At 65.6% G+C, this 19,398-nt stretch carries 15 protein-coding genes; 5 read left to right on the forward strand and 10 right to left on the reverse strand.

Annotated features, from left to right (window positions below; genetic code table 11):
• Positions 1-7: 7 nt before the first annotated feature.
• From R2C4_RS00635 to R2C4_RS00670, 8 genes are all read right to left on the reverse strand, one after another.
• Positions 8-418, reverse strand: coding sequence for a universal stress protein (locus tag R2C4_RS00635; RefSeq protein ID WP_058286652.1), 411 nt, complete (start codon positions 416-418; stop codon positions 8-10).
• A 30-nt stretch (positions 419-448) separates the two neighbouring features.
• Positions 449-1,429, reverse strand: coding sequence for an alcohol dehydrogenase catalytic domain-containing protein (locus tag R2C4_RS00640; protein WP_141889137.1), 981 nt, complete (start codon positions 1,427-1,429; stop codon positions 449-451).
• Positions 1,426-2,187: an SDR family NAD(P)-dependent oxidoreductase gene (locus R2C4_RS00645; protein ID WP_141889138.1), complete on the reverse strand. Its 762-nt coding sequence runs from the start codon at positions 2,185-2,187 to the stop codon at positions 1,426-1,428. The genes R2C4_RS00640 and R2C4_RS00645 overlap by 4 nt, the downstream gene beginning before the upstream one ends.
• Complete coding sequence (gene hisD / locus R2C4_RS00650; protein WP_141889139.1) at positions 2,180-3,487, reverse strand: histidinol dehydrogenase; 1,308 nt, start codon at positions 3,485-3,487, stop codon at positions 2,180-2,182. Before hisD ends, R2C4_RS00645 begins: the two co-directional genes overlap by 8 nt.
• Positions 3,488-3,499: 12 nt before the next feature.
• Positions 3,500-4,828, reverse strand: coding sequence for a TRAP transporter large permease (locus R2C4_RS00655; protein ID WP_058286656.1), 1,329 nt, complete (start codon positions 4,826-4,828; stop codon positions 3,500-3,502).
• A gap of 13 nt (positions 4,829-4,841) precedes the next feature.
• Complete coding sequence (locus R2C4_RS00660) at positions 4,842-5,354, reverse strand: TRAP transporter small permease (RefSeq protein ID WP_058286657.1); 513 nt, start codon at positions 5,352-5,354, stop codon at positions 4,842-4,844.
• A 112-nt stretch (positions 5,355-5,466) separates the two neighbouring features.
• Positions 5,467-6,612 (reverse strand): TRAP transporter substrate-binding protein, encoded by a 1,146-nt coding sequence (locus R2C4_RS00665; protein ID WP_141889140.1) that lies wholly within the window; start codon positions 6,610-6,612, stop codon positions 5,467-5,469.
• Positions 6,613-6,635: 23 nt separating this feature from the next.
• Positions 6,636-6,821 (reverse strand): hypothetical protein, encoded by a 186-nt coding sequence (locus R2C4_RS00670; protein WP_027234045.1) that lies wholly within the window; start codon positions 6,819-6,821, stop codon positions 6,636-6,638.
• A 131-nt stretch (positions 6,822-6,952) separates the two neighbouring features.
• On the opposite strand from R2C4_RS00670, the gene R2C4_RS00675 reads away from it, so the two are divergent.
• Complete coding sequence (locus R2C4_RS00675) at positions 6,953-7,981, forward strand: LacI family DNA-binding transcriptional regulator (protein WP_141889141.1); 1,029 nt, start codon at positions 6,953-6,955, stop codon at positions 7,979-7,981.
• A gap of 119 nt (positions 7,982-8,100) precedes the next feature.
• Here the strand turns inward: R2C4_RS00675 and R2C4_RS00680 are convergent, their stop codons facing one another.
• Together R2C4_RS00680 and R2C4_RS00685 are read right to left on the reverse strand one after the other, a co-directional pair.
• Complete coding sequence (locus tag R2C4_RS00680) at positions 8,101-10,509, reverse strand: YbcC family protein (protein ID WP_141889142.1); 2,409 nt, start codon at positions 10,507-10,509, stop codon at positions 8,101-8,103.
• 13 nt (positions 10,510-10,522) lie between these two features.
• Positions 10,523-12,073 carry a proton-conducting transporter transmembrane domain-containing protein gene (locus tag R2C4_RS00685; RefSeq protein ID WP_141889143.1) on the reverse strand — a complete coding sequence of 517 codons (1,551 nt, stop codon included), beginning with the start codon at positions 12,071-12,073 and terminating at the stop codon, positions 10,523-10,525.
• 115 nt (positions 12,074-12,188) lie between these two features.
• Between R2C4_RS00685 and R2C4_RS00690 the strand changes: the two genes are divergently transcribed.
• The 4 genes from R2C4_RS00690 (at position 12,189) to R2C4_RS00705 (ending at position 19,393) form a co-directional block, all read left to right on the forward strand.
• A complete protein-coding gene (locus tag R2C4_RS00690; protein ID WP_058286662.1) occupies positions 12,189-13,079 on the forward strand; it encodes a LysR family transcriptional regulator in 891 nt (296 codons plus the stop codon).
• Between the two features lie 229 nt (positions 13,080-13,308).
• Positions 13,309-16,101 carry a bifunctional aconitate hydratase 2/2-methylisocitrate dehydratase gene (locus R2C4_RS00695; RefSeq protein WP_141889144.1) on the forward strand — a complete coding sequence of 931 codons (2,793 nt, stop codon included), beginning with the start codon at positions 13,309-13,311 and terminating at the stop codon, positions 16,099-16,101.
• Positions 16,102-16,529: 428 nt separating this feature from the next.
• Entirely contained in the window at positions 16,530-18,755 is a 2,226-nt protein-coding gene (locus R2C4_RS00700) for an ATP-binding protein (RefSeq protein WP_141889145.1), read from the forward strand.
• Positions 18,752-19,393, forward strand: coding sequence for a heme oxygenase-like domain-containing protein (locus R2C4_RS00705; protein WP_141889146.1), 642 nt, complete (start codon positions 18,752-18,754; stop codon positions 19,391-19,393). The genes R2C4_RS00700 and R2C4_RS00705 overlap by 4 nt, the downstream gene beginning before the upstream one ends.
• Positions 19,394-19,398 lie beyond the last annotated feature (5 nt).

Below are 19,398 nucleotides of genomic sequence, written 5' to 3' on the forward strand. Positions count from 1 at the left end.
CTCGGGGTCAGGAGGTGCGGCAGACATGCACGGCGCAGGGCGCGTGGCGGACCACGCGGGCGGCAGTCGAGCCGAGGAAAAAGTCGCTGAGGCCCGGTTTGTGGGAGCCGACGACGATGCAGTCCATGCCGTGCTGCTGCGCGTATTCGACAATGGCGCGGTAGGACCGGCCCTTGACGATCTCCGCCGTGACATTGGCGTGGCCTGCGGTTTTCAGGGCCAGCGCCTCGCGGGCCTTGTCAAAGCCGTCGCGCACGGTGTCTTCGTCCAGGTAGGCGGTGACCGAACTGTGCGGCGGCTCATAGACATGCAGCGCGGTGATCTGCCCGCCGGGGTTGCACAGGGTGGCGGCGGCCTTGAGCGTTGTTCCGGACACCCCGTGATCCAGGGCCATGGGAACCAGGATATTGTCATACATCGTTGCTCTCCGTTTGTTTGGCGTGCGGGCTCAGGCCCAGGGGTCGAGGATGATCTTGGGCGCCGCCACCGCGCCGCTGCGCAGGTCGCGGAACGCAGCGGCGCCGTCCGACAGCGGCCGTGTTTCGGGCCAGTCCAGCGGGCCGAGGCGGCCGTCAAAGATGGCCTGCGCGGTGTCGCGGAAGTCCTGCGCGGTATAGGTATAGGTGCCGATAAAGGTGATCTCCTGCAGGGTCATGCGGCGGATATCCAGACCTCCGGCGTCCTCCCCCAGCCCGGCATGAGCAATCACCCCGCCCGGCGCAGCGGCGGCAGAGGCGGCGGCGCGGGTGGCGGCATAGCCCACCGCGTCCACCACCAGCGGCACCATGCCCTGAAACTCCGCCACCGCCTGCTGGCCGCAGCGGTCCGCCAGAAAGGCCCGGCGCGCGGCGTTGGGTTCCTGGACCGTGACGTCCTCTACCCCCATCGCGCGCAGCGCCAGCGCCGCCGCAAGCCCGATGGCACCGCCGCCGATCACCAGCGCGCGGCGCTCCTGTGCCGGGTGCAGCGCCTCCAGCGCCAGCCGGGCGGCGTGCCAACTGACCGCCAGCGGCTCGGCCAGCGCGGCCTTTGCCAGCGGTACCGCGTCCGGCACGGTGACAAGATTGCGCTCCGGCATTGCCACGAACTGGGCGAAGGCGCCCTCGCGCGGGGGCATGGAGATGATCTGGCGGCTGGCGCAGAGGTTTTCGCGCCCCGATGCGCAGGCCGCACAACTGCCGCAGGTGACCAGCGGGTTGATTGTCACCCGTCTGCCCGCATCCGCCCCGTCCTCGATCACCCCGGCGGCTTCGTGCCCCAGGATCAGCGGCGCGGGCCGGCGGTTGTCATGGCCCAGATAGGCGTGCATGTCAGACCCGCAGATGCCGGAGGCATGAATGCGGATCAGCTGCTCGCCCGGCTGGCCCGCGGCCATCGGCACATCGCGGACCGAAAGCGTCTCAACCCCTTCATAAACCAAGGCTTTCATTTCGCGGTGAACCCCCCGTCAACCATCAGGATTTGCCCGGTGACATAGGCCGAGGCCTCCGAGCACAGGAACAAAAGCGGCCCGTCGAGGTCCTCCAGCCGCCCGTTGCGGCCGATGCAGGTCTGCGCGGCGTTGCGGGCCGCGCGGGCCTCATCGCCGAACACCGCCTGGGTCAGCTCAGTCGGGAAGAACCCCGGGCCGATCGCGTTGGCGGTGATGCCATGGGGCGACCAGGCCTCTGCCATGGCGCGGGTCAGCTGGCCGATCCCGCCCTTGCTGGCGCCATAGGCGATGCCGCCGGGAAAGGCGCGGGAGGTCTGGAGCGAGGCGAAGTTGATGATCCGCCCCCAGCCCCGGTCCTTCATCGCAGGCACCAGTGCTTGGCTGAGGAAGAAGGGCGCCGAGAGGTTCAGCGCCAGGGTGCGGTCCCAGCCTTCCGTGGTCACCTCATCCGCAGGCTGCCGCGTGTTGACGCCGGCCGCGTGGATCAGGATGTCCGGTGCGCCAAAGGGGGCCGCAACGACGTCCCGCAGTGCCGCCAGCGCGCTGCGGTCCGCCACATCGGCCACCGTATAAGCCGCGCCTGTGCCGATCTCCGAACAGAGACTTTCCAGCGCCTCCGCCCGGCGCGCCACCGCCACCACCTGCGCCCCGGCGGCGGCCAGCGCGATGGCCGCCCGCCGCCCCAGCCCGGAGCTGGCGCCGGTGATGCAGGCGGTCCGGCCCGTCAGATCGAACAGGGCGCGCGGGTCAGCCATTGGCGGTCAGGTCAAAGGTTTCGTCCGGGAAATACTTGGCCAGCCGCACATCGGCGGCGCGGGCGTGGCCCTCCATCCCTTCCAGCCGGGCGATCCGCGCGGTGGCCTCCGCCACCGGTTTCGAGCCTTCGCGGGTGGCGCGCTGCCAGGTGACGATCTTCATGTATTTGTGAACTGACAGCCCGCCGGTATAGCTGGCCGCGCGCGAGGTCGGCAGCACGTGGTTGGTGCCCGCCGCCTTGTCCCCGTAAGAGACCGTGGTCTCCTCGCCCAGAAACAGCGAGCCGTAGCAGGTCAGCTGCTCCAGCCACCAGTTCAGATCCTCTGCCTGCACGGTCAGATGCTCGGGCGCGTATTCGTCGGAGCAGGCCGCCATATCCTCGCGGTCTTTGCACAGGATCACCTCGGCATAGTCGCGCCAGGCGGCGGCGGCGTTCTCGCGGTTCACCTCCGGCAAGTCGTCGATCAGCCCCGGCACCAGCCGCATGACTTCCTCGGCCAGAGTCCGATCATCGGTCACCAGCCAGACCGGCGAGTTGTAGCCATGCTCGGCCTGGCTCACCAGATCGGTGGCGACGATATGGGCGTCGGCGGTGCTGTCGGCCAGGATCAGGCTGTCGGTGGGGCCTGCGATCATGTCGATGCCGACGCGGCCGAACAGGATGCGCTTGGCCTCCGCCACGAACTGGTTGCCGGGGCCGACCAGGATATTGGCCTTGGGCAGGCCGAACAGGCCAAAGGTCATCGCCGCAACCCCCTGCACGCCGCCCATCGCCATGATCTTATCCGCGCCGCAGATATGGGCGGCATAGACGATGGCGGGGGCCACGCCGGTGCCCGGGCGCGGCGGCGAGCAGGCGGTGATGTGCTTGCAGCCCGCCACCTTGGCGGTGGTCACGGTCATGATGGCGCTTGCGATATGGCTGTAGCGCCCGCCCGGCACATAGCAGCCCGCCGCATCCACCGGGATCACCTTCTGCCCGGTGATGAAGCCGGGGCAGATTTCGGTTTCCACATTCTGCATCGTGCTTTTCTGCAGCTCGGCAAAGCGGCGCACGTTGTCGTGGGAAAACCGGATATCGGCCTTCAGCTTCTCCGGCACCTGCGCGCAGGCGGCTTCGATCTCCTCTGCCGTCAGCAGCACGCTGCCCTCGTAGCGGTCGAACTTGGCCGCGTATTCCAGCGCCTTGGCGTCGCCGCCGGCCTCGATGTCGTCCAGGATGCCCTGCACGGTCTTGTGGGTCTCAGACGCGTCCGACTTGGGGGTCAGGGCAGCCTTCTTCAGGTATTCACGGGTCATTTTCAGGGGGTCCTACTTGTAGATGTCAGGAAGCAGCGTGGTCGAGATCGGCGGGATGTAGGCGATCAGCAGCACCACGATCAGCATGGTCAGAACAAAGGGGATGGCACGGGCGGCGATCTTGAGGATGGACTCGCCGGTGATGCCGGAGACGACGAACAGGTTCAGGCCCAGGGGCGGGGTGATGAAGCCGACCCCCAGCGCGGTGATCATCATGATGCAGAACTGGATTTCGTTCATGCCGATGTTGTCGGCGAGCGGCTTCAGGATCGGTGCCAGGATCACGATATTGGGGGTCGTTTCCATCACGCAGCCGGCGGCGATCAGGATGCAGATCATCAGCAGGATCAGCACCGAGGGGTCATCGGTCAGCCCGGTCACCGCGGCCACAAACCCCTGCGGCACGCCCATGATCGCCAGCGCCTCGGCCAGCGGCGCGGAGAAGGCGATGATCGGCAGGATCACCCCGTTCACCTTGGCAGAGCTGACCAGCATCGCCGGGAAATCCGAGAGCTTGAGGGTGCCCAGGATGAAGCCCATCAGGATGGTGACGACCACCGCCGTGGCGCCGGCCTCTGTCGGGGTCAGGCGGCCGGAGAAGATGCCGTAGAAGATGATCCCCGGCACGATGAAGGCATACCAGCCGGATTTCAGCGAATGACCCAGGTTGCCCAGCCATTCACCGAACCCCATGTTGCCGCCGGTCTCATAAGTATAAAGCCGGTTCATGATGATATTGGTGACCAGGATCGACACCAGAATGGCAATCCCCGGGATCAGCGCGGCCAGGAACAGGGTGGAGGCGGAAATGCCCAGCACCAGGCCGATGATGATATAGGCGATGGAGGGCGGGATCAGGATGCCGGTGCAGGCACCCGCCGCGACCAGCGCGCAGGCATAGGGGCGGGGGTAGCCGCTTTCGACCAGCCGGGCGATGGTCATCCGCCCGACGGCGGCAGCGCCGGCGGCGTCAGAGCCGGAGATCGCCGCGAACATGCCGCAGACCAGCACCGTGGCCGAGCCGAAGCCGCCCCGCGTCCAGCAGGTCAGCGCCTCTGCCACATCGAGGAATTTCTTGCTGAGGCCGGTGCGCACCAGCACGTCGCCGGTCAGGATGAACAAGGGCACCGCGGTCAGCGCAAAGGCGTCGATGCCGGTGAACAGGCTTTCGCCGATGGCGCTGAGCGGCAGGTCGCCCGACATCACCAGCATGGTGATGGCCGCCGCCCCGATGGCGGCCCAGACCGGCACCGCCAGCGCAATCAGCGCCACGAACATGATCACCGGCAGGTAGAAATCCCAGCCCAGTTCGACTGTTTGGTTGAGTGTGTTCCACAGCATCGCTTAAGGCCCCTCAATCAAACAGCTTGTCGCCTTCGAAGACGGGAGTGCCGTCACGAAGGCTGCGCCAGTCGCGCAGGAAGGATTGCAGCAGGCGCCAGACCATCAGGGTGAACCCCGCAGGCACCGCCATCAGGAACCACACCATCGAAACCCGCAGCCCGTGGCTGACCGATCCGAACTTGGCGGAAACCAGAACCGTCTCGAACGACCAGTAGAGCGCGACCAGGGCCACGATGAACATCACCAGATCGCCGAAGATGTAGAGCAGCGCCTTGGGCCGGGGGCCGAGGTAGTGCATCAGCACATCAATGCGGATATGCGCGCGCTCCTTGACCGCGGCGGCGGCACCGATCCAGGCCAGGTAGATGAAGGAATAGCGGACGATCTCCTCGCCCCAGATCGAGGAGAAGGCAAACAGCTCGCGCCGGATCACCTCGATCGCCATGGTGATGACCAGCATCACGTAGAACACCAGGAGCAGCCAGCGCTCCGCGTTCTTGTCTATCGTTCGCAGGATCTTCATCGCTGTTCCCGGGGTTCAGGCACGCCCCCGCAGCCAGCCCGGCGGGCTGCTGCAGAAGCGGCGGTTTCGGTGGCGGGCGGCGGCCGGTGTGCGGCGCGCGCCTCTGCAGCGGTCAGGCGTCGTGGACGAAGTACTTGCCCTGGGTGCCTGCGGCCTCCTCCAGCTTGGCGAAATTGTCCATCGACCCGGCCAGCTCTGTCTTGAAGGAATCCCATTCGCTGCGCTGGTAGCCGCCGGCCTCCTTCCACTCCGCCAGCTGGTCATCGCTGAGCGAATGAAACTCGACGCCTGCCTTGGTCAGTTCCGCCATTGCATAGGCGCGGGCGGAGGGCACCTTGGACAGGTTCTGATGCGCGGTCATCTCCGACCCCCAGATCACGCCCTGCTGCACATCGGCGGGCAATGAGTTGAACCATTCCAGATTGCAGGAATAGACTTGGCTGTCCGGCACCGCCTGGGTAAAGGTCACATGGCTGAGGATGTCCTTGAAGCCAAAGACATAGAGCGCCCCGACCGAAGGGTCGAGCGCATCCGCCACCCCCTGCTTGATCGCCGAGGGTGTTTCGCCCCAGGCCACCGGGGTCGGGTTGGCGCCGACCATCCGGTAATACTGCTGCAGCATTTTCGAGCCCGGCACCCGGAATTTCACCCCCGACATGTCGCCGGGTGACATCACCGCGTTGCCGCCCTTGCGCACTGCCACCACACGGGGGTCGATGTTCACATAAAACAGCGCCTTGAACCCGGCGGCCTCGACCTTGGGGTGGACCTCGGCGGCCCAGAAGTCAGAGTTCACCAGATTGGTGAAACGCTGGTTGGAGCCGCAGAGATAGGGCATGTTGATCAGGTCAACGGTGGAGGCGAAGGGCGCGAAGTTGGACAGCGAATGCTGCGCCGCCTGGATGGTGCCGCCCTGCACCTTCTGCACCAAAGCGCCGCCCGCGCCGAGCTGGCCGCCGGGGGCAAGCTTGACGTAGATCTTGCCGTTGGTGGCGTTCTGGATGTTTTCCTTCAGGTCCAGCTGCATGATCGGATAGCTGCGGGAGGCGCCGAGCACATAAGCGGTCGCCACGGTCATGATATGCTCCGCTGCGCGCTCGCGCTCTTTCTCTTCCTTGGCAGTCTGCGCGGCGGCCTCCGATGACCACAGAACGCCGCCCGCACCCGCCACCAGCGCCGCGGTGAAGGAGCCGGTTGAGGCCAGTTTCAGAAAATTGCGGCGCTCCGCAGATTTGGGGCCATCCTTGTCAGTCGTCATTGTCTTCCTCCCTTGGAAATCCGTCAGCTGCCGTTGTTTTTCTTGTGGTCAGCCTCGCGCTTGAGGATCGCGGCAACGAACAGGACCGAGGCCGCAAACAGGACCAGCATCTCTCCCACGTCGTTCAGAAACCCGCCGCCGCCAAACGCGCCCAGGGCGACATTGGCAAAGAACACGGCAAAGACGGCAACGGCAGCGAGGAGAAACATCGTTTAATCCCGTTTTTTGATCCCAACACCATTTGTAAGCGCTTACATCATTAATGCAAGCGCTTACATGGGCGGATGGCAACGGCTGCGATTTGTGCTAAGACAGGGGCCAATGGAATGGCAGGCATGATATGGGAAAAACCCGCTCAGCTCCGACACTTACCGATGTTGCACGGGAGGCCGGCGTCTCGACCGCGACGGTGTCGCGCTGCCTCAACACGCCGGAACGGGTGATCGAATCGACCCGTCAGCGGGTCCTGCAGGCGGTCGAATCACTGGGCTACACGCCGAATTTCGCCGCCCGGGTGATGGCGGCCAAGCGCAGCTTCACCATCGGGGCGATCATCCCCACCATGGACAACGCGATCTTTGCCCGCGGCCTGCAGGCCTTTCAGGACGAGCTGCGGGAGCGCGGCTATACGCTGCTGGTGTCCAGTTCGGCCTATGATCCGGAGGCCGAACGCGAGCAGATCCGCACCCTGGTTGCGCGCGGCGCGGACGGGCTGCTGCTGATCGGGCACGCGCGCGACCCGCAGATTTACGAATACCTCGACCGGCATCAGGTGCCGTCGCTGGTCGCCTGGTCCTATGTGCCGGAGGCCAGGCGGCCCTCGGTCGGGTTCAGCAATGCCTGCGCCATGCGCGCGCTGGCGGAGAGCGTTCTGGCGGCGGGCCACCGGCGGATTGCGATGATTTCAGGCCTGACGGAGGGCAACGACCGGGCGCTGAGCCGGGTGGAGGGTGTCAGGCAGGCATTGCAGGCGGCCGGCCTGGGGGAGGGGGCGCTGACCCTGATCGAAACCCCGTATGAGATAGACAACGGGGCTGAGGCATTCCGCCAGCTGATGGCGCTGGAGCCGCGCCCGACGGTGGTGATGTGCGGCAACGACGTGCTGGCGGCGGGCGCTTTGCGCGAGGCGAAAGGGATGGGCATTGCGGTGCCGGAGCAGGTCTCCGTCACCGGGTTCGACGACATCGAATTGGCGGCAATTGTCAGCCCGGCGCTGACCACGGTGCATGTTCCGCACCGCGAAATGGGCCGCAAGGCCGCGCGGGAGCTGGTGGCGATGGTTGAAGGCACATCGGCAGGGCAGCCGGAGTGCATCAGCACGCATGTCGTGACGCGGCAGTCGCTGGCCGGGCCGCCCGGCCAGTTATAAGCACGGCATCAGCTTTCTGGCACCATAGCTGCGCGCAGCAGCAGCTTGCCCCTCACGTATGGAAACCGGCAAGCGTGCCTGCCGGTGTCCTTTGCATGTCTGGGGCTTGCCGCCCGCGCTTACTCCGCCGCGATTGCGCGGTTGCCGCGGTCTTCCGGCTGGAACGGCGACCATTCAAGTTCGCCGTCATAGCGCCAAGCCAGCTTGCCTTCGCTGTCCATCGCAATCAGCGACAGCCAGCGGTTGTCGAACAGCGCCCTGACATTGGCGTGCCGTTTCAGCACATCGGTCATGGCTTCACGGGGGGCTTCGATGATGACGGACAGGCGCAACGGATCATGCTGGAAGCCTTCGCCGTCATGCACGGACTGCCAGGGCAGCCCGGGGCGCAGCGCGCCGCCGTTGCCTTCCAGCACACCGATGCCGCCTGCAACATTGTGCAGCAGCTTGTTGCCGCCGCCGAACAGCTCCGGCGCCACGGTGGAACCGTAGTACTGCAGGCTGATCCAGCTGGCGACCTGCACCGGGGCGGTCATGATCAGTTCCAGCACGCCAAAGCCCGCATCGGCCTGCCAGTCGTAGTTGTGCAGGAAGGTGTTGCCGGACAGATCCGCGCCCTCGGTCCGCTGGCGCGGGGCGGCGATCAGCGCCTGGCAGCCGGCCAGACCCCATTCCGGGCGCAGCTCGGCCCAGTCGCTGGCCCGGCGGGCAATATCCGCCTCCCCCTTCGCCCGCGGCAGCCTGGCGGCGCGTTCGCTGCGGGCCAGCCGCCCGGCATCGTCCAGCCAGCGCTTCAGCCGGGCGACATCCGCCTTCCACTCCTGCCCCCGCAGATCCTGCTCAAACAGCGTGACTGCGTCGGTGGTGGTGTGGTGCAGCGCCGGCAGGAACAGCGTATCGGCGGGGATGCTGATGCCTTCGCCCCGCAGCCCCTCGCGCACCTGGGCGTCATTCAGCAGCCCGGCCAGCAGGCGCGCGTTCACATCGCCGGCATGGCCGCCGCAGGCGCCGCACTGCAGGGCGCTTTCATGCGGGTTGTTGGTGACGTCAGCGCCGTGGCCTGCCAGCATCACGATCCGCGCGAAATTCTCCGTCAGGGACATCGCGGCCAGCACGGATTTGGCCATGCCGACGCGGGTTTCCAGACCGATCGCAGGGTCAAGCTGCGGGGCGGGGTCCGGCTTGGCGCCAGCGGGGCGGCCAAGCGAGTCCCGCAGCAGCTTGCTGACGTACAGCGGGCCGGTGGCCTCGACAAAGGCAAAGGAGGAGACCGCCGCCAGTTTGAACCGGCCCCAGGCGCGTTTGGCCCGCGCCGCATAGCGCCGCTTCCGGTCGCTGTCGTCCGCTTCGGCGGCCTGCGAGGTTACACCGGGCTGCAGCAGGACCGGGCCGCGGATCTCGGTCACGTCCGAACCGGCGGCGCGGTGCGCGCTGGCAAGGCCGAAGAAGCCCGCGAAGCCGATGGTTTCGATCCCGGCATCCTGCGCTTCCAGCATCCGGCGGAACACTTCGGAGCGCACGTCGATGCAGAAGGCGGCCTGCACGGCAGGGCGTCCCGTGGTCAGGCGCGGCTGGCGGGAGGTCAGGACAGCGGACAGCTTGCGCTGCTGCGCCCGCTCGGCGGCGTCCTGAAGCACCGCGTCGATGACCAGATCCCGGCTGGGGGTCACCGGCATTTCGTGCTGTGCGGCAACCTCTGCCCACCGGCTGGCAATCTGCTCCTTGTAGAGATGGAACAGCGCCTCGTCGAAGACCATCCGGATCGCCAGCAGCTCAGCCGCGGTGTTGTCGGCCTGGCCGTCCAGTTCCGCCTGCCACAGCAGGTAGCGCGCGTATTGCGCCCAGCCGCCGAGGGTGATCAGCCACCTGTGGTAGGCGGTGCCGGCGGCCTCGGCCGACACACCAAGGGTCTCGGACGCCCGCCCGATGGCCCGCCAGTGCGACCGGTTGGTGGCGGCAACAAAGGCGCCGAAGCCCTTGAGGCCGTGAATTTCCGGGGTCAGATCGCGGGAGGCGAATTCGCGCCAGGCGCTGAAGGCGCCGCCGGTGCGGTTGGGCTGCCACAGGGCCTGGCCCTGATCGAAATGGCTGCACGCCCAGGCGCCGATCCGCTCCTCAATCAGGCCCGGCCAGTCGATGCCGGACACCTCCGCCGCCAGCTCCGCCACTGTGGGCAGGGCGCGCAGCGGGGCGCTTTCGGTCTGGAGCGCGGCCTTGACGGTGTCCAGATCCGGCAGGCCAAAGCGGCTTTCGGCACTGGCCAGGGCCGCGCGCAGATCCTCCGCGCCGATCTCTCCGGCGTCGAATTTCGCCGCCCAATGCGCGCGCTCCGGCGTGATCCGGGCGCCCGCGACCCGCGCCATGCGCGCCGCTGCCACCGCCAGGGGTTCACCGGTCTGGCCAAGGAACGGGTTGACCGCAACGCTGGAGGAGAGCGGGAACAGCGGCGGCACCGCTTTCACGGCCTTGTTCGCCTCGGCGACAAATTCCAGCAGGGCCGCAGGGTAGGTTTCGTGCTTGGTAAACATGTCTCGCTCCGTTTCAGGCGGTTTTCCGGTTCGACCAGCCGTCCAGCAGCCTGTCGAAGATCGCATTTGCGTAAAGCCCGCTGGACAGATGCACGCGCAGGCCGGCGGCGGCCGGATGGGTGGCCCAGAGCGGGAAGGTGGCCTGGGCCACGGCGACCGCGCCAAAGCTGATCAGCGCCAGAACGATCAGCGCCCATTCCAGCGGGCCCGGTGCGGGGGCCGGCGGCAGGGTGCCTGCGGTCATGTGCAGGGCCAGCGATTGCAGCAGGAAGTAGCTGACCGAGGTCGCGGAGGCATAGATCACGGTGCGGCGGGTCAGCGCGCCGGGGGCCGCATCGGCAAGGCCCTGCGCCAGGATGTAGGCCACGCCGAAGATCAGGATCACGCCCAGGGCGATGGCCTGAACCGATTTGCCGTCAAAGCCGAAGACCGCCCCGATCAGCCCGTACATCACGATGCCGATGGCAAAGGCCTGCAGCACGTTGCGGGCGCTTGGCACCGCGACGGGGCCGGGACGGCGGATGGCGGCCACATTGCGGACCGCTTCGCCCGCGCTGAGGAAGGCGTGCGCCTTATAGAGCGAATGCGCCACGATGTGCAGCAGCGCCAGCGGGAACAGCGCCAGGCCGCACTGCATGACCATAAAGCCCATCTGCGCAATCGTGGACCACGCCAGCGAGGTCTTGACCGCGGCCTGCGTCAGCATCACCAGCCCGCCGAACAGCGCCGTGAAACCGCCCAGCATCACCAGCAGCGCCATCACCCCCGGCGCGGCCAGCATCACATCGGCAAACCGGATCAGCAGGAAGCCGCCCGCATTGATGACGCCTGCGTGCAGCAGCGCCGAAACCGGGGTCGGGGCCTCCATCACCTCGGTCAGCCAGCCGTGGGCCGGAAACTGCGCCGAGGCCAGCACCGCTGCCAGGGCGATCAGCAGCGCTGCGGCTATGGTCGCAGGACCTGCTTGCGCGGCGGCCAGGATGGCGGAGATTTCGGATGTGCCGTAGGTCAGCACCAGCAGCAGCACTGCCCCTGCCAGCGCCAGCTCGCTTGCCCGGGCCACAACAGCCTTTTTGCGCGCGGCGCGCCGGGCGGTGGTGCGCTCCGGGTAGAACAGGAGCAGCCGGTTCAGCAGCAGGCTGGTTGCCACCCAGGCTGCCAGCAGCTGGATGAGGTTGCCGGACATCACCAGCAGCAGAACCGCGGCCAGGGTCGCTGACATCCAGCCCGCAAAGGCGCCCTGGCGCGCTTCGCCGTCCATGTAGGTGGCCGCGTAGCGCATGACGATCCAGCCGATAAAGCTGACCAGCACAAGCATGGTGGCGCTGATCGCATCCAGCCGCACCGAGATCCCAACGCCCCACAGGCCGATCAGCGCGGAGGTTCCCGGGCCGTGAAGCAGCAGCAGGACGGCCGAGGCGGCCGCGGCCGCAAAGGCGGCAAGCGCGGCCCACTCGGCCGCTTTGGGCAGCAGGCCCGGGCGGCGGCCGGGAGTGCGGCGCGCAAAGGCTGCGGCGGCGAGCAGGATGAGCGGGCTTAGAAGTGGCAGAAACAGGTGACTCATGGTTCAAATTCCTCGGTCTCAGCAGGCGGAATCGCGCTTGATACCGAGATAGGACAGGTTTCTTGATATAAAAAATTCATTGTTTGCTGGGTTTGGTTCTATTAAATAGAACGGTATGCCGCTGAACTATCACCATCTCCGCTATTTCTGGGCGGTTGCGCATGACGGAAACCTGACCCGGACGGCGCAGCAGCTGAACCTGTCGCAATCTGCCCTGTCCGTGCAGATCAAGCAGCTGGAAGAGCGGCTGGGCCATGCGCTGTTTGAGCGCCGCGGGCGGCAGTTGCACCTGACCGAGGCGGGCCGGATCGCCCTGGACCACGCCGATGCGATCTTCGCCGCCGGGCAGGAGCTGGTCGCCACCCTGCAGGAAACAGGCCGCAGCCGTCAGGCGCTGCGCGTGGGGGCGCTGGCCACCTTGTCCCGCAATTTCCAGATCGGGTTCCTGCGCCCGATCCTGGCGCGGAATGATGTTGAGGTGATCCTGCGCTCTGGCAGCCCGGCGGAACTGCTGGAGGGTCTGGGCACGCTCAATCTGGATCTGGTGCTGATGAACCGGGAGCCGCCGGACGACAGCCTGGCGCCTTATGAAACCCATCAGATTGCCGAACAGGCCGTCAGCATCGTCGGCTCCCCGGAACGGTTCGACCCGGACCGTCCCATCCGCGAGCTGCTGGGCGCGCATCCGTTCATCCTGCCCACCACCGACAACACCCTGCGCACCGCCTTCGATGCGATGGCCAGCCGGCTGTCGGTGCGCCCGCAGGTGGCCGCAGAGGTGGATGATATGGCGATGATGCGCCTGCTGGCGCGGGAAAACATCGGCTTGGCTCTGGTGGCGCCGATCGTGGTGCAGGATGAATTGTCGTCGGGGCGGCTGGTGGAAGCCAGGGAGCACCCGCGGATCAGAGAGACGTTTTACGCCATCACCCTGCGGCGCCGGTTTCCCAACCCGGTTGTGCAGGAGCTGCTGGCAAGCAGTTATGATCCGGCGCCGCTGACCTGAGCATCTGGCCGTTCAGGGCCGCTGCGTGGATTCGTCACGTTTGAAAAAAGGCTTCACTCTGGCACTTCCCTGCCGGATGCGGGCACGTGGGGCAACTTGACACTCACCGCCATATTGCCAAGCCGGATCATTTCGTATACCGCGGCATACAAACCGCGCTCCCGGGTTCGCAGGCTGCTGCCGAGGCCCGGGATGCACGCCCTTCTAACGCTTACTCGCCGGGACAGCCATGAGCCTTTACACAGATTACCTGAATGAGATCGAAACCCGCAAAGAGCAGGGTTTGAACCCCAAGCCCATCGACGATGGCGCGCTGGTTGAAGAGCTGATCGCGCAGATCAGGGACACCGGTAACGCGCACCGCGACGACTCCCTGAACTATCTGATCTACAACACTCTTCCCGGCACCACGAGCGCGGCGGGCGTCAAGGCGAAGTTCCTGAAAGAGATCATCCTGGGCCAGGCCGAGGTTCCGGAAATTTCCACCGCATTCGCGTTCGAGCTGCTGTCCCACATGAAAGGCGGCCCGTCGGTGGAGGTGCTGCTGGACCTGGCGCTTGGCGAGGATGCCGCGGTGGCGGGGCAGGCGGCCGAGGTGCTGAAGACGCAGGTCTTCCTGTATGAGGCGGACACCGATCGCCTGAAGCAGGCCTATGCAGCGGGCAGCGGCATCGCCAAGGACATTCTGGAAAGCTATGCAAAGGCAGAGTTTTTCACCAAGCTTCCGGATATCGAAGACAAGATCGAAGTCGTCACCTATGTCGCTGCCGAGGGTGATATCTCAACCGATCTTCTGTCGCCGGGCAACCAGGCGCACAGCCGCTCGGACCGCGAGTTGCACGGCAAATGCCTGATCTCCGAAAAGGCGCAGCAGGAAATCGAGGCGCTGAAACTGCAGCACCCGGGCAAGCGCGTGATGCTGGTCGCCGAAAAGGGCACGATGGGGGTCGGATCCTCGCGCATGTCCGGCGTGAACAACGTCGCCCTGTGGACCGGCAAGCAGGCCAGCCCCTATGTGCCGTTCGTGAACATCGCGCCGGTTGTTGCGGGCACCAATGGCATCTCCCCCATCTTCCTGACCACCGTGGGCGTGACTGGCGGCATCGGGCTGGACCTGAAGAACTGGGTCAAGAAAACGGACACCGATGGCAACCCGATCCTGAACAACGACGGCAACCCGATCCTGGAGCAGAAATACTCTGTCGAAACGGGCACCGTTCTTGCCATCGACACCAAGACCAAAAAGCTCTGCAGCGCTGAAACCGGCGAAGAGCTGGCGGATGTCTCCTCTGCCTTCACGCCGCAAAAGGTCGAATTCATGAAGGCCGGCGGCTCCTATGCCATCGTGTTCGGCAAGAAGCTGCAGACCTTTGCAGCCGAGACCCTGGGCGTCGAGCCGGTGACGGTCTTTGCGCCCTCCAAGGTGGTGTCGCATGAGGGCCAGGGCCTGACCGCGGTGGAGAAGATCTTTAACAAGAACGCCGTTGGCGTGGCCGGGGACACGGTGCTGCACGCGGGCTCGGATGCGCGCGTCAAGGTGAACATCGTCGGCTCGCAGGACACCACCGGCCTGATGACCGCGCAGGAACTGGAATCGATGGCCGCGACCGTCATCTCTCCGACCGTGGACGGCGCCTATCAATCCGGCTGCCACACCGCCTCTGTCTGGGATCTGAAGGCGCAGGCCAACATCCCCAAGCTCATGACATTCATGAACAAGTTCGGCCTGATCACGGCGCGGGACCCGAAGGGCGTCTACCACGCGATGACCGACGTGATCCACAAGGTGCTGAACGACCTCACCGTGGATGACTGGGACATCACCATCGGCGGCGACAGCCACACCCGGATGTCCAAGGGCGTGGCTTTTGGCGCCGACTCCGGCACCGTGGCGCTGGCGCTGGCAACCGGGGAGGCCACCATGCCGATCCCCGAGTCCGTCAAGGTGACGTTCAAGGGCCGCATGAAGGACCACATGGACTTCCGCGACGTGGTGCATGCCACCCAGGCGCAGATGCTGCAGCAGCACGGCGACAACGTGTTTCAGGGCCGCGTGATCGAAGTGCACATCGGCACCCTTCTGGCTGACCAGGCGTTCACCTTCACCGACTGGACCGCAGAGATGAAGGCGAAGGCCTCGATCTGCATCTCCAACGACGAGACGCTGATCGGTTCGCTGGAACTGGCCAAATCGCGCATCCAGGTGATGATCGACAAGGGCATGGACAATGAGGCGGCCACCCTGCAGGGGCTGATCGACAAGGCCGACAAGCGCATCGCCGAAATCAAGTCCGGCGAAAACCCGGCCCTGGCGCCGGACGGCAATGCCAAGTACTTCGCCGAAGTCGTCGTTGACCTCGACGCGATTGACGAGCCGATGATTGCGGACCCCGATGTGAACAACGCGGATGTGTCCAAGCGCTACACCCACGACACCATCCGCCCCGTGTCCTATTACGGCGGTGAAAAGAAGGTCGACCTGGGCTTTGTCGGTTCCTGCATGGTGCATAAGGGCGACATGAAAATCGTCGCGCAGATGCTGAAGAACCTGGAGAAGAAATCCGGCAAGGTCGCGTTCAACGCGCCTCTGGTTGTCGCGGCGCCGACCTACAACATCATCGACGAGCTGAAGGAAGAGGGCGACTGGGAAATCCTGCAGCGCTACTCGGGCTTTGAATTCGATGACCTGATGCCGAAAAGCGAGGCGCGCACGGAATACGAGAACATCCTGTATCTGGAGCGTCCGGGCTGCAACCTCTGCATGGGCAACCAGGAGAAGGCTGCCAAGGGCGATACGGTTCTGGCCACCTCCACGCGCCTGTTCCAGGGCCGCGTTGTGGAAGACTCGGCAGACAAGAAGGGCGAGTCGCTGCTGGCCTCGACCCCGGTTGTTGTTCTGTCGGCGATCCTGGGCAGAACCCCCAGCATGGACGAGTACAAATCCGCGGTGGAGGGGATCGACCTGACCAAATTCGCGCCGCCGCTGGAAAAACCCGCTGGCGCGCGGTCGGTTCATTTCTGACACCAGCTGATGCGTCCCGCCGCCGTGCCGCCCCTGCGGGCAAGGGCGCATGGCGGCTGCAAATCCTGGTGCCGCCGGGCAGGTGCAAAGCCTTGCCCGGCGGCCCGTCAGACCTGGAACCGCCCGGCTGCGGCCTCCGCCCGGGACGGCTGCTAGCGCCCGTAATCCTGATTATGTTATTTCGCTTCTAAAGAACCGCAGGCGCGGCCGTTTTGGGCTGCGGCAGGTGCCCGGCCTCCCGGCGGCACCGGCCATAGCGTATGGCAGGCGCATAAGCAGCGGATATCGTTCACTTTATTTCCACATGCGGCGCTCGGTCCTGCCAGCCGGCCCTCACGCCGGGGCGTTATAAAGTAATACACGCTAAACGGTAATTGCTTTTTCACACTCTTCTTATAGGGTGTTAAGGGTCCAACGAGGTACAGCTTATGAACCTTTCTCTCTCCCGATTCTTTGAAAGCACCCCGGCGACCAATCTCGACACCTGCGACCGTGAGCCGGTTCACATGATCGGCATGATCCAGAAGGGCACCGGCCTGCTGGTGCTGGATCCTGCCGATGGCCGCATCGTCGGCGTGTCGGAGAACCTGCATGAAATCCTGGGCAAGCCAGCTGACGCGTTGCTTGGCGCAGGTATCGGGGTTCTGTCGGAGGATATTGCCGAGCAGCTGGCCGAACTGGCGGACAGCCCGCATATTTCCCACGAAATCCTCGACGCGCAGTTCGAGGCGGACGGCGCAATTTACGATGTCGTCACCCACGCCCACGCGGGCCGCCGGTTTGTCGAATTCATCCGCAACGAAGCGCCGTCGGCGTCGCTGGTGCGCAAACGGATGCGGCGCTGCGGGTCGGCCTGTTCGCAGATCATGGGCGCGTTGACCTTTGAGGAGGCGATGCAGGTCGCCGCCAATGCGGTGCGCGATCTGACGGGCATGTCCCGGGTCAAGGTCTACCGGTTCCTGCCCGACTGGTCAGGCGCGACAATTGCTGAATCGCGGGACGACCGGATGGTGCCGATGCTGGGAATGCATTTCCCCGATACCGATATCCCCAAGCAGGTCCGGGAACTGATGACCATTGTGCCCTACCGCTTCGTGGGGTCGGTGCAGGACGAAAACGTGCCGATCCGCGCGCTGGCCGGTCAGGCTGGCGAGCTGGACATGACCTGGTCGATGGGGCGCGCGGTCTCCGTGATGCACACCGCCTATCTGCGCAACATCGGGGCGTCCTCGTCGTTTTCCTGCAGCCTGATGGACAAGGGAAAGCTGTGGGGCCTGATTGCCTGCCACCACGTCGAGGAGGCGATTGTGCCCTCGGACAGCTGGGCGCTGGCGCAGGAAATCGGCACCGCGCTGATGCTGCGCTACGATCAGGCGCAACGCACCGAGACCGCGGACATGATCTCGCAGCTGCGGCGGATCGAGAGCAACTTTGCGGCCGAACTGCGCCAGACCGGCGACGTTGAGGACGTGATCAAAACGCTTGTCCCGGTGCTGCAGAAATTCCTGCGCGCCGACGGGTTCGCCTTTCAGTACGGGCTTAACCTTCACACATCGGGTGAAACGCCGCCGCCGGAGTTCATCCGCGATCTGATCCGGTGGACCAAGGACAACCTGACCGGCGAAGATCAGTTCCAGACGATTTCGCTGCAGTCCATCTATCCGGACTCGGTGCCCTATAAGGATGTCGCCTGCGGGGTTCTGGTGCAGCCGATCGTCGTGCACCGGGTCTGCCAGCTGATTTGGTTCCGCGGGCCGATCACGCAAAAGGTGGCCTGGGCCGGGCGCCCGGATGCCAAGATGGTGGCAGACGAAAAGACGGGTGTCACCCTGGGGCCGCGGACGTCGTTCGACAAATGGGTCAATGAACACAACGACCAAAGCCTGCCCTGGGAGGAGGCTGAGCTGCAGGCCGCGCGCGAAATCTTCCAAGAGTTTCTGGACATTATCTCCTCGCAGCTTCTGCTGAAGGAGGAGAATTCCTCGCTGCGCCGCTTTGCGCATATGGCGGCGCATGACCTGAAGGCGCCGCTGCGGGGCATCAGCTCGGCGCTGCAGTGGATGGAAGAGGATGAGGCCGATCCCGCAAGCGTCGAAGAGCACCGCCACCTGGCGGCGCAGCAGGCGAAGAAGCTGCAGCGCCTGACCGAAAGCCTGCTGGAACTGGCCGTCCTGCAGGAGCAGAAGCCAAAGATGGTGACTGTCGACCTTGGCGAGCTGGCGCAGCAGGCGGTTGAGCTGCTGGGGCATGACATCGCGGCGGCCGGCGCCGACGTGCAGATCGGCGGCCTGCCGTCCTGTGTCGCGGCGCCGGACCTGCTGATCCGGGTGTTCCTGAACCAGATCGGAAACGCGCTCAAATACGGCCGCTCTGCGGACCGGGCGCTCCGGATTGCGGTCACCTCCGAGGAAGACGGCAGCTGGCACCGCATCCTGATTGAGGACAACGGCCCCGGCATCCCGCCGCAATATGCGGAGCAGATTTTCGAGCCGTCGCAGCGGCTGGTGACAGATGACAAGGCCGAAGGAAGCGGGTTCGGCCTGTCGATCTGCGCCGAGATCGCCAAGCTGCACCTTGGCCGCATCTATGCCGACAAGACGTTTGAAGCCGGCGCACGGTTTGTTCTGGAACTGCCGAAAGCCCAGCCGCAATGACGCGCCCGCAGGACGCCGCCCGGCGGTCCGCGCGCCTGTGGCTGCGCGAGGCCACGCACCGGCTGCATCTGGACCTGCATGAGCATCCGCTTTACCGGCGCCTGACGGAGCCGGACCTGACCTATCAGGAACTGAGGGCAACCGCGGCAGTGACATATGCCGCGGCCTCGGCGGTGGAGGCGGACCGTGCCAGGCGGCAGCTCTGGCCGGAAATTTCCTTGGCGGATCACCTGACGGCGCTGGAACGGGATCTGGGCAAGGAGCCGTGCCCGGCGCCGCAGCCCGGGCAGGCGTATCTGACCTCAGACGCGGGCCTTCTTGGCGCGCTTTACGTCATCCACGGGTCCGCCTTCGGGGCGGCTTCGCTGGCCAAGACGATCTGGCGCGCCGTGCCTTCTGCCCCCCGGTCGTTTGTCGTGCCGCGCGACACCGGGGCCTGGCGGTCCCTGTGCCAGCTGCTGGATGCGGTCCCGCAGGCCGGTTTGCCGGAGCTTGCCGATGGGGCAAGGGAAGTGTTCCGCACTTACAAACGGCTGGCCGACCTGCAATTGGCGGGGCTGCAGGCCTCGCTCCTCCCCGATGCCGCCAGGAATATTCCGCCTGCGCGCGGTTCTGCCTGGCAAGCAGCCTCCCGCTAAGGGCC

Source organism: Leisingera aquaemixtae (genome assembly GCF_006740765.1).
GTDB classification, from domain to species: Bacteria; Pseudomonadota; Alphaproteobacteria; order Rhodobacterales; family Rhodobacteraceae; genus Leisingera; species Leisingera aquaemixtae.

Coding starts and splice junctions, on each gene's coding strand:
- R2C4_RS00675 (WP_141889141.1), top strand. CDS start 6,953: ATGGGAAAAACCCGCTCAGCTCCGACACTTACCGATGTTGCACGGGAG.
- R2C4_RS00660 (WP_058286657.1), bottom strand. CDS start 5,354: ATGAAGATCCTGCGAACGATAGACAAGAACGCGGAGCGCTGGCTGCTC.
- hisD (WP_141889139.1), bottom strand. CDS start 3,487: ATGACCCGTGAATACCTGAAGAAGGCTGCCCTGACCCCCAAGTCGGAC.
- R2C4_RS00695 (WP_141889144.1), top strand. CDS start 13,309: ATGAGCCTTTACACAGATTACCTGAATGAGATCGAAACCCGCAAAGAG.
- R2C4_RS00645 (WP_141889138.1), bottom strand. CDS start 2,187: ATGGCTGACCCGCGCGCCCTGTTCGATCTGACGGGCCGGACCGCCTGC.
- R2C4_RS00665 (WP_141889140.1), bottom strand. CDS start 6,612: ATGACGACTGACAAGGATGGCCCCAAATCTGCGGAGCGCCGCAATTTT.
- R2C4_RS00680 (WP_141889142.1), bottom strand. CDS start 10,509: ATGTTTACCAAGCACGAAACCTACCCTGCGGCCCTGCTGGAATTTGTC.
- R2C4_RS00635 (WP_058286652.1), bottom strand. CDS start 418: ATGTATGACAATATCCTGGTTCCCATGGCCCTGGATCACGGGGTGTCC.
- R2C4_RS00655 (WP_058286656.1), bottom strand. CDS start 4,828: ATGCTGTGGAACACACTCAACCAAACAGTCGAACTGGGCTGGGATTTC.
- R2C4_RS00640 (WP_141889137.1), bottom strand. CDS start 1,429: ATGAAAGCCTTGGTTTATGAAGGGGTTGAGACGCTTTCGGTCCGCGAT.
- R2C4_RS00685 (WP_141889143.1), bottom strand. CDS start 12,073: ATGAGTCACCTGTTTCTGCCACTTCTAAGCCCGCTCATCCTGCTCGCC.
- R2C4_RS00670 (WP_027234045.1), bottom strand. CDS start 6,821: ATGTTTCTCCTCGCTGCCGTTGCCGTCTTTGCCGTGTTCTTTGCCAAT.
- R2C4_RS00690 (WP_058286662.1), top strand. CDS start 12,189: ATGCCGCTGAACTATCACCATCTCCGCTATTTCTGGGCGGTTGCGCAT.
- R2C4_RS00700 (WP_141889145.1), top strand. CDS start 16,530: ATGAACCTTTCTCTCTCCCGATTCTTTGAAAGCACCCCGGCGACCAAT.
- R2C4_RS00705 (WP_141889146.1), top strand. CDS start 18,752: ATGACGCGCCCGCAGGACGCCGCCCGGCGGTCCGCGCGCCTGTGGCTG.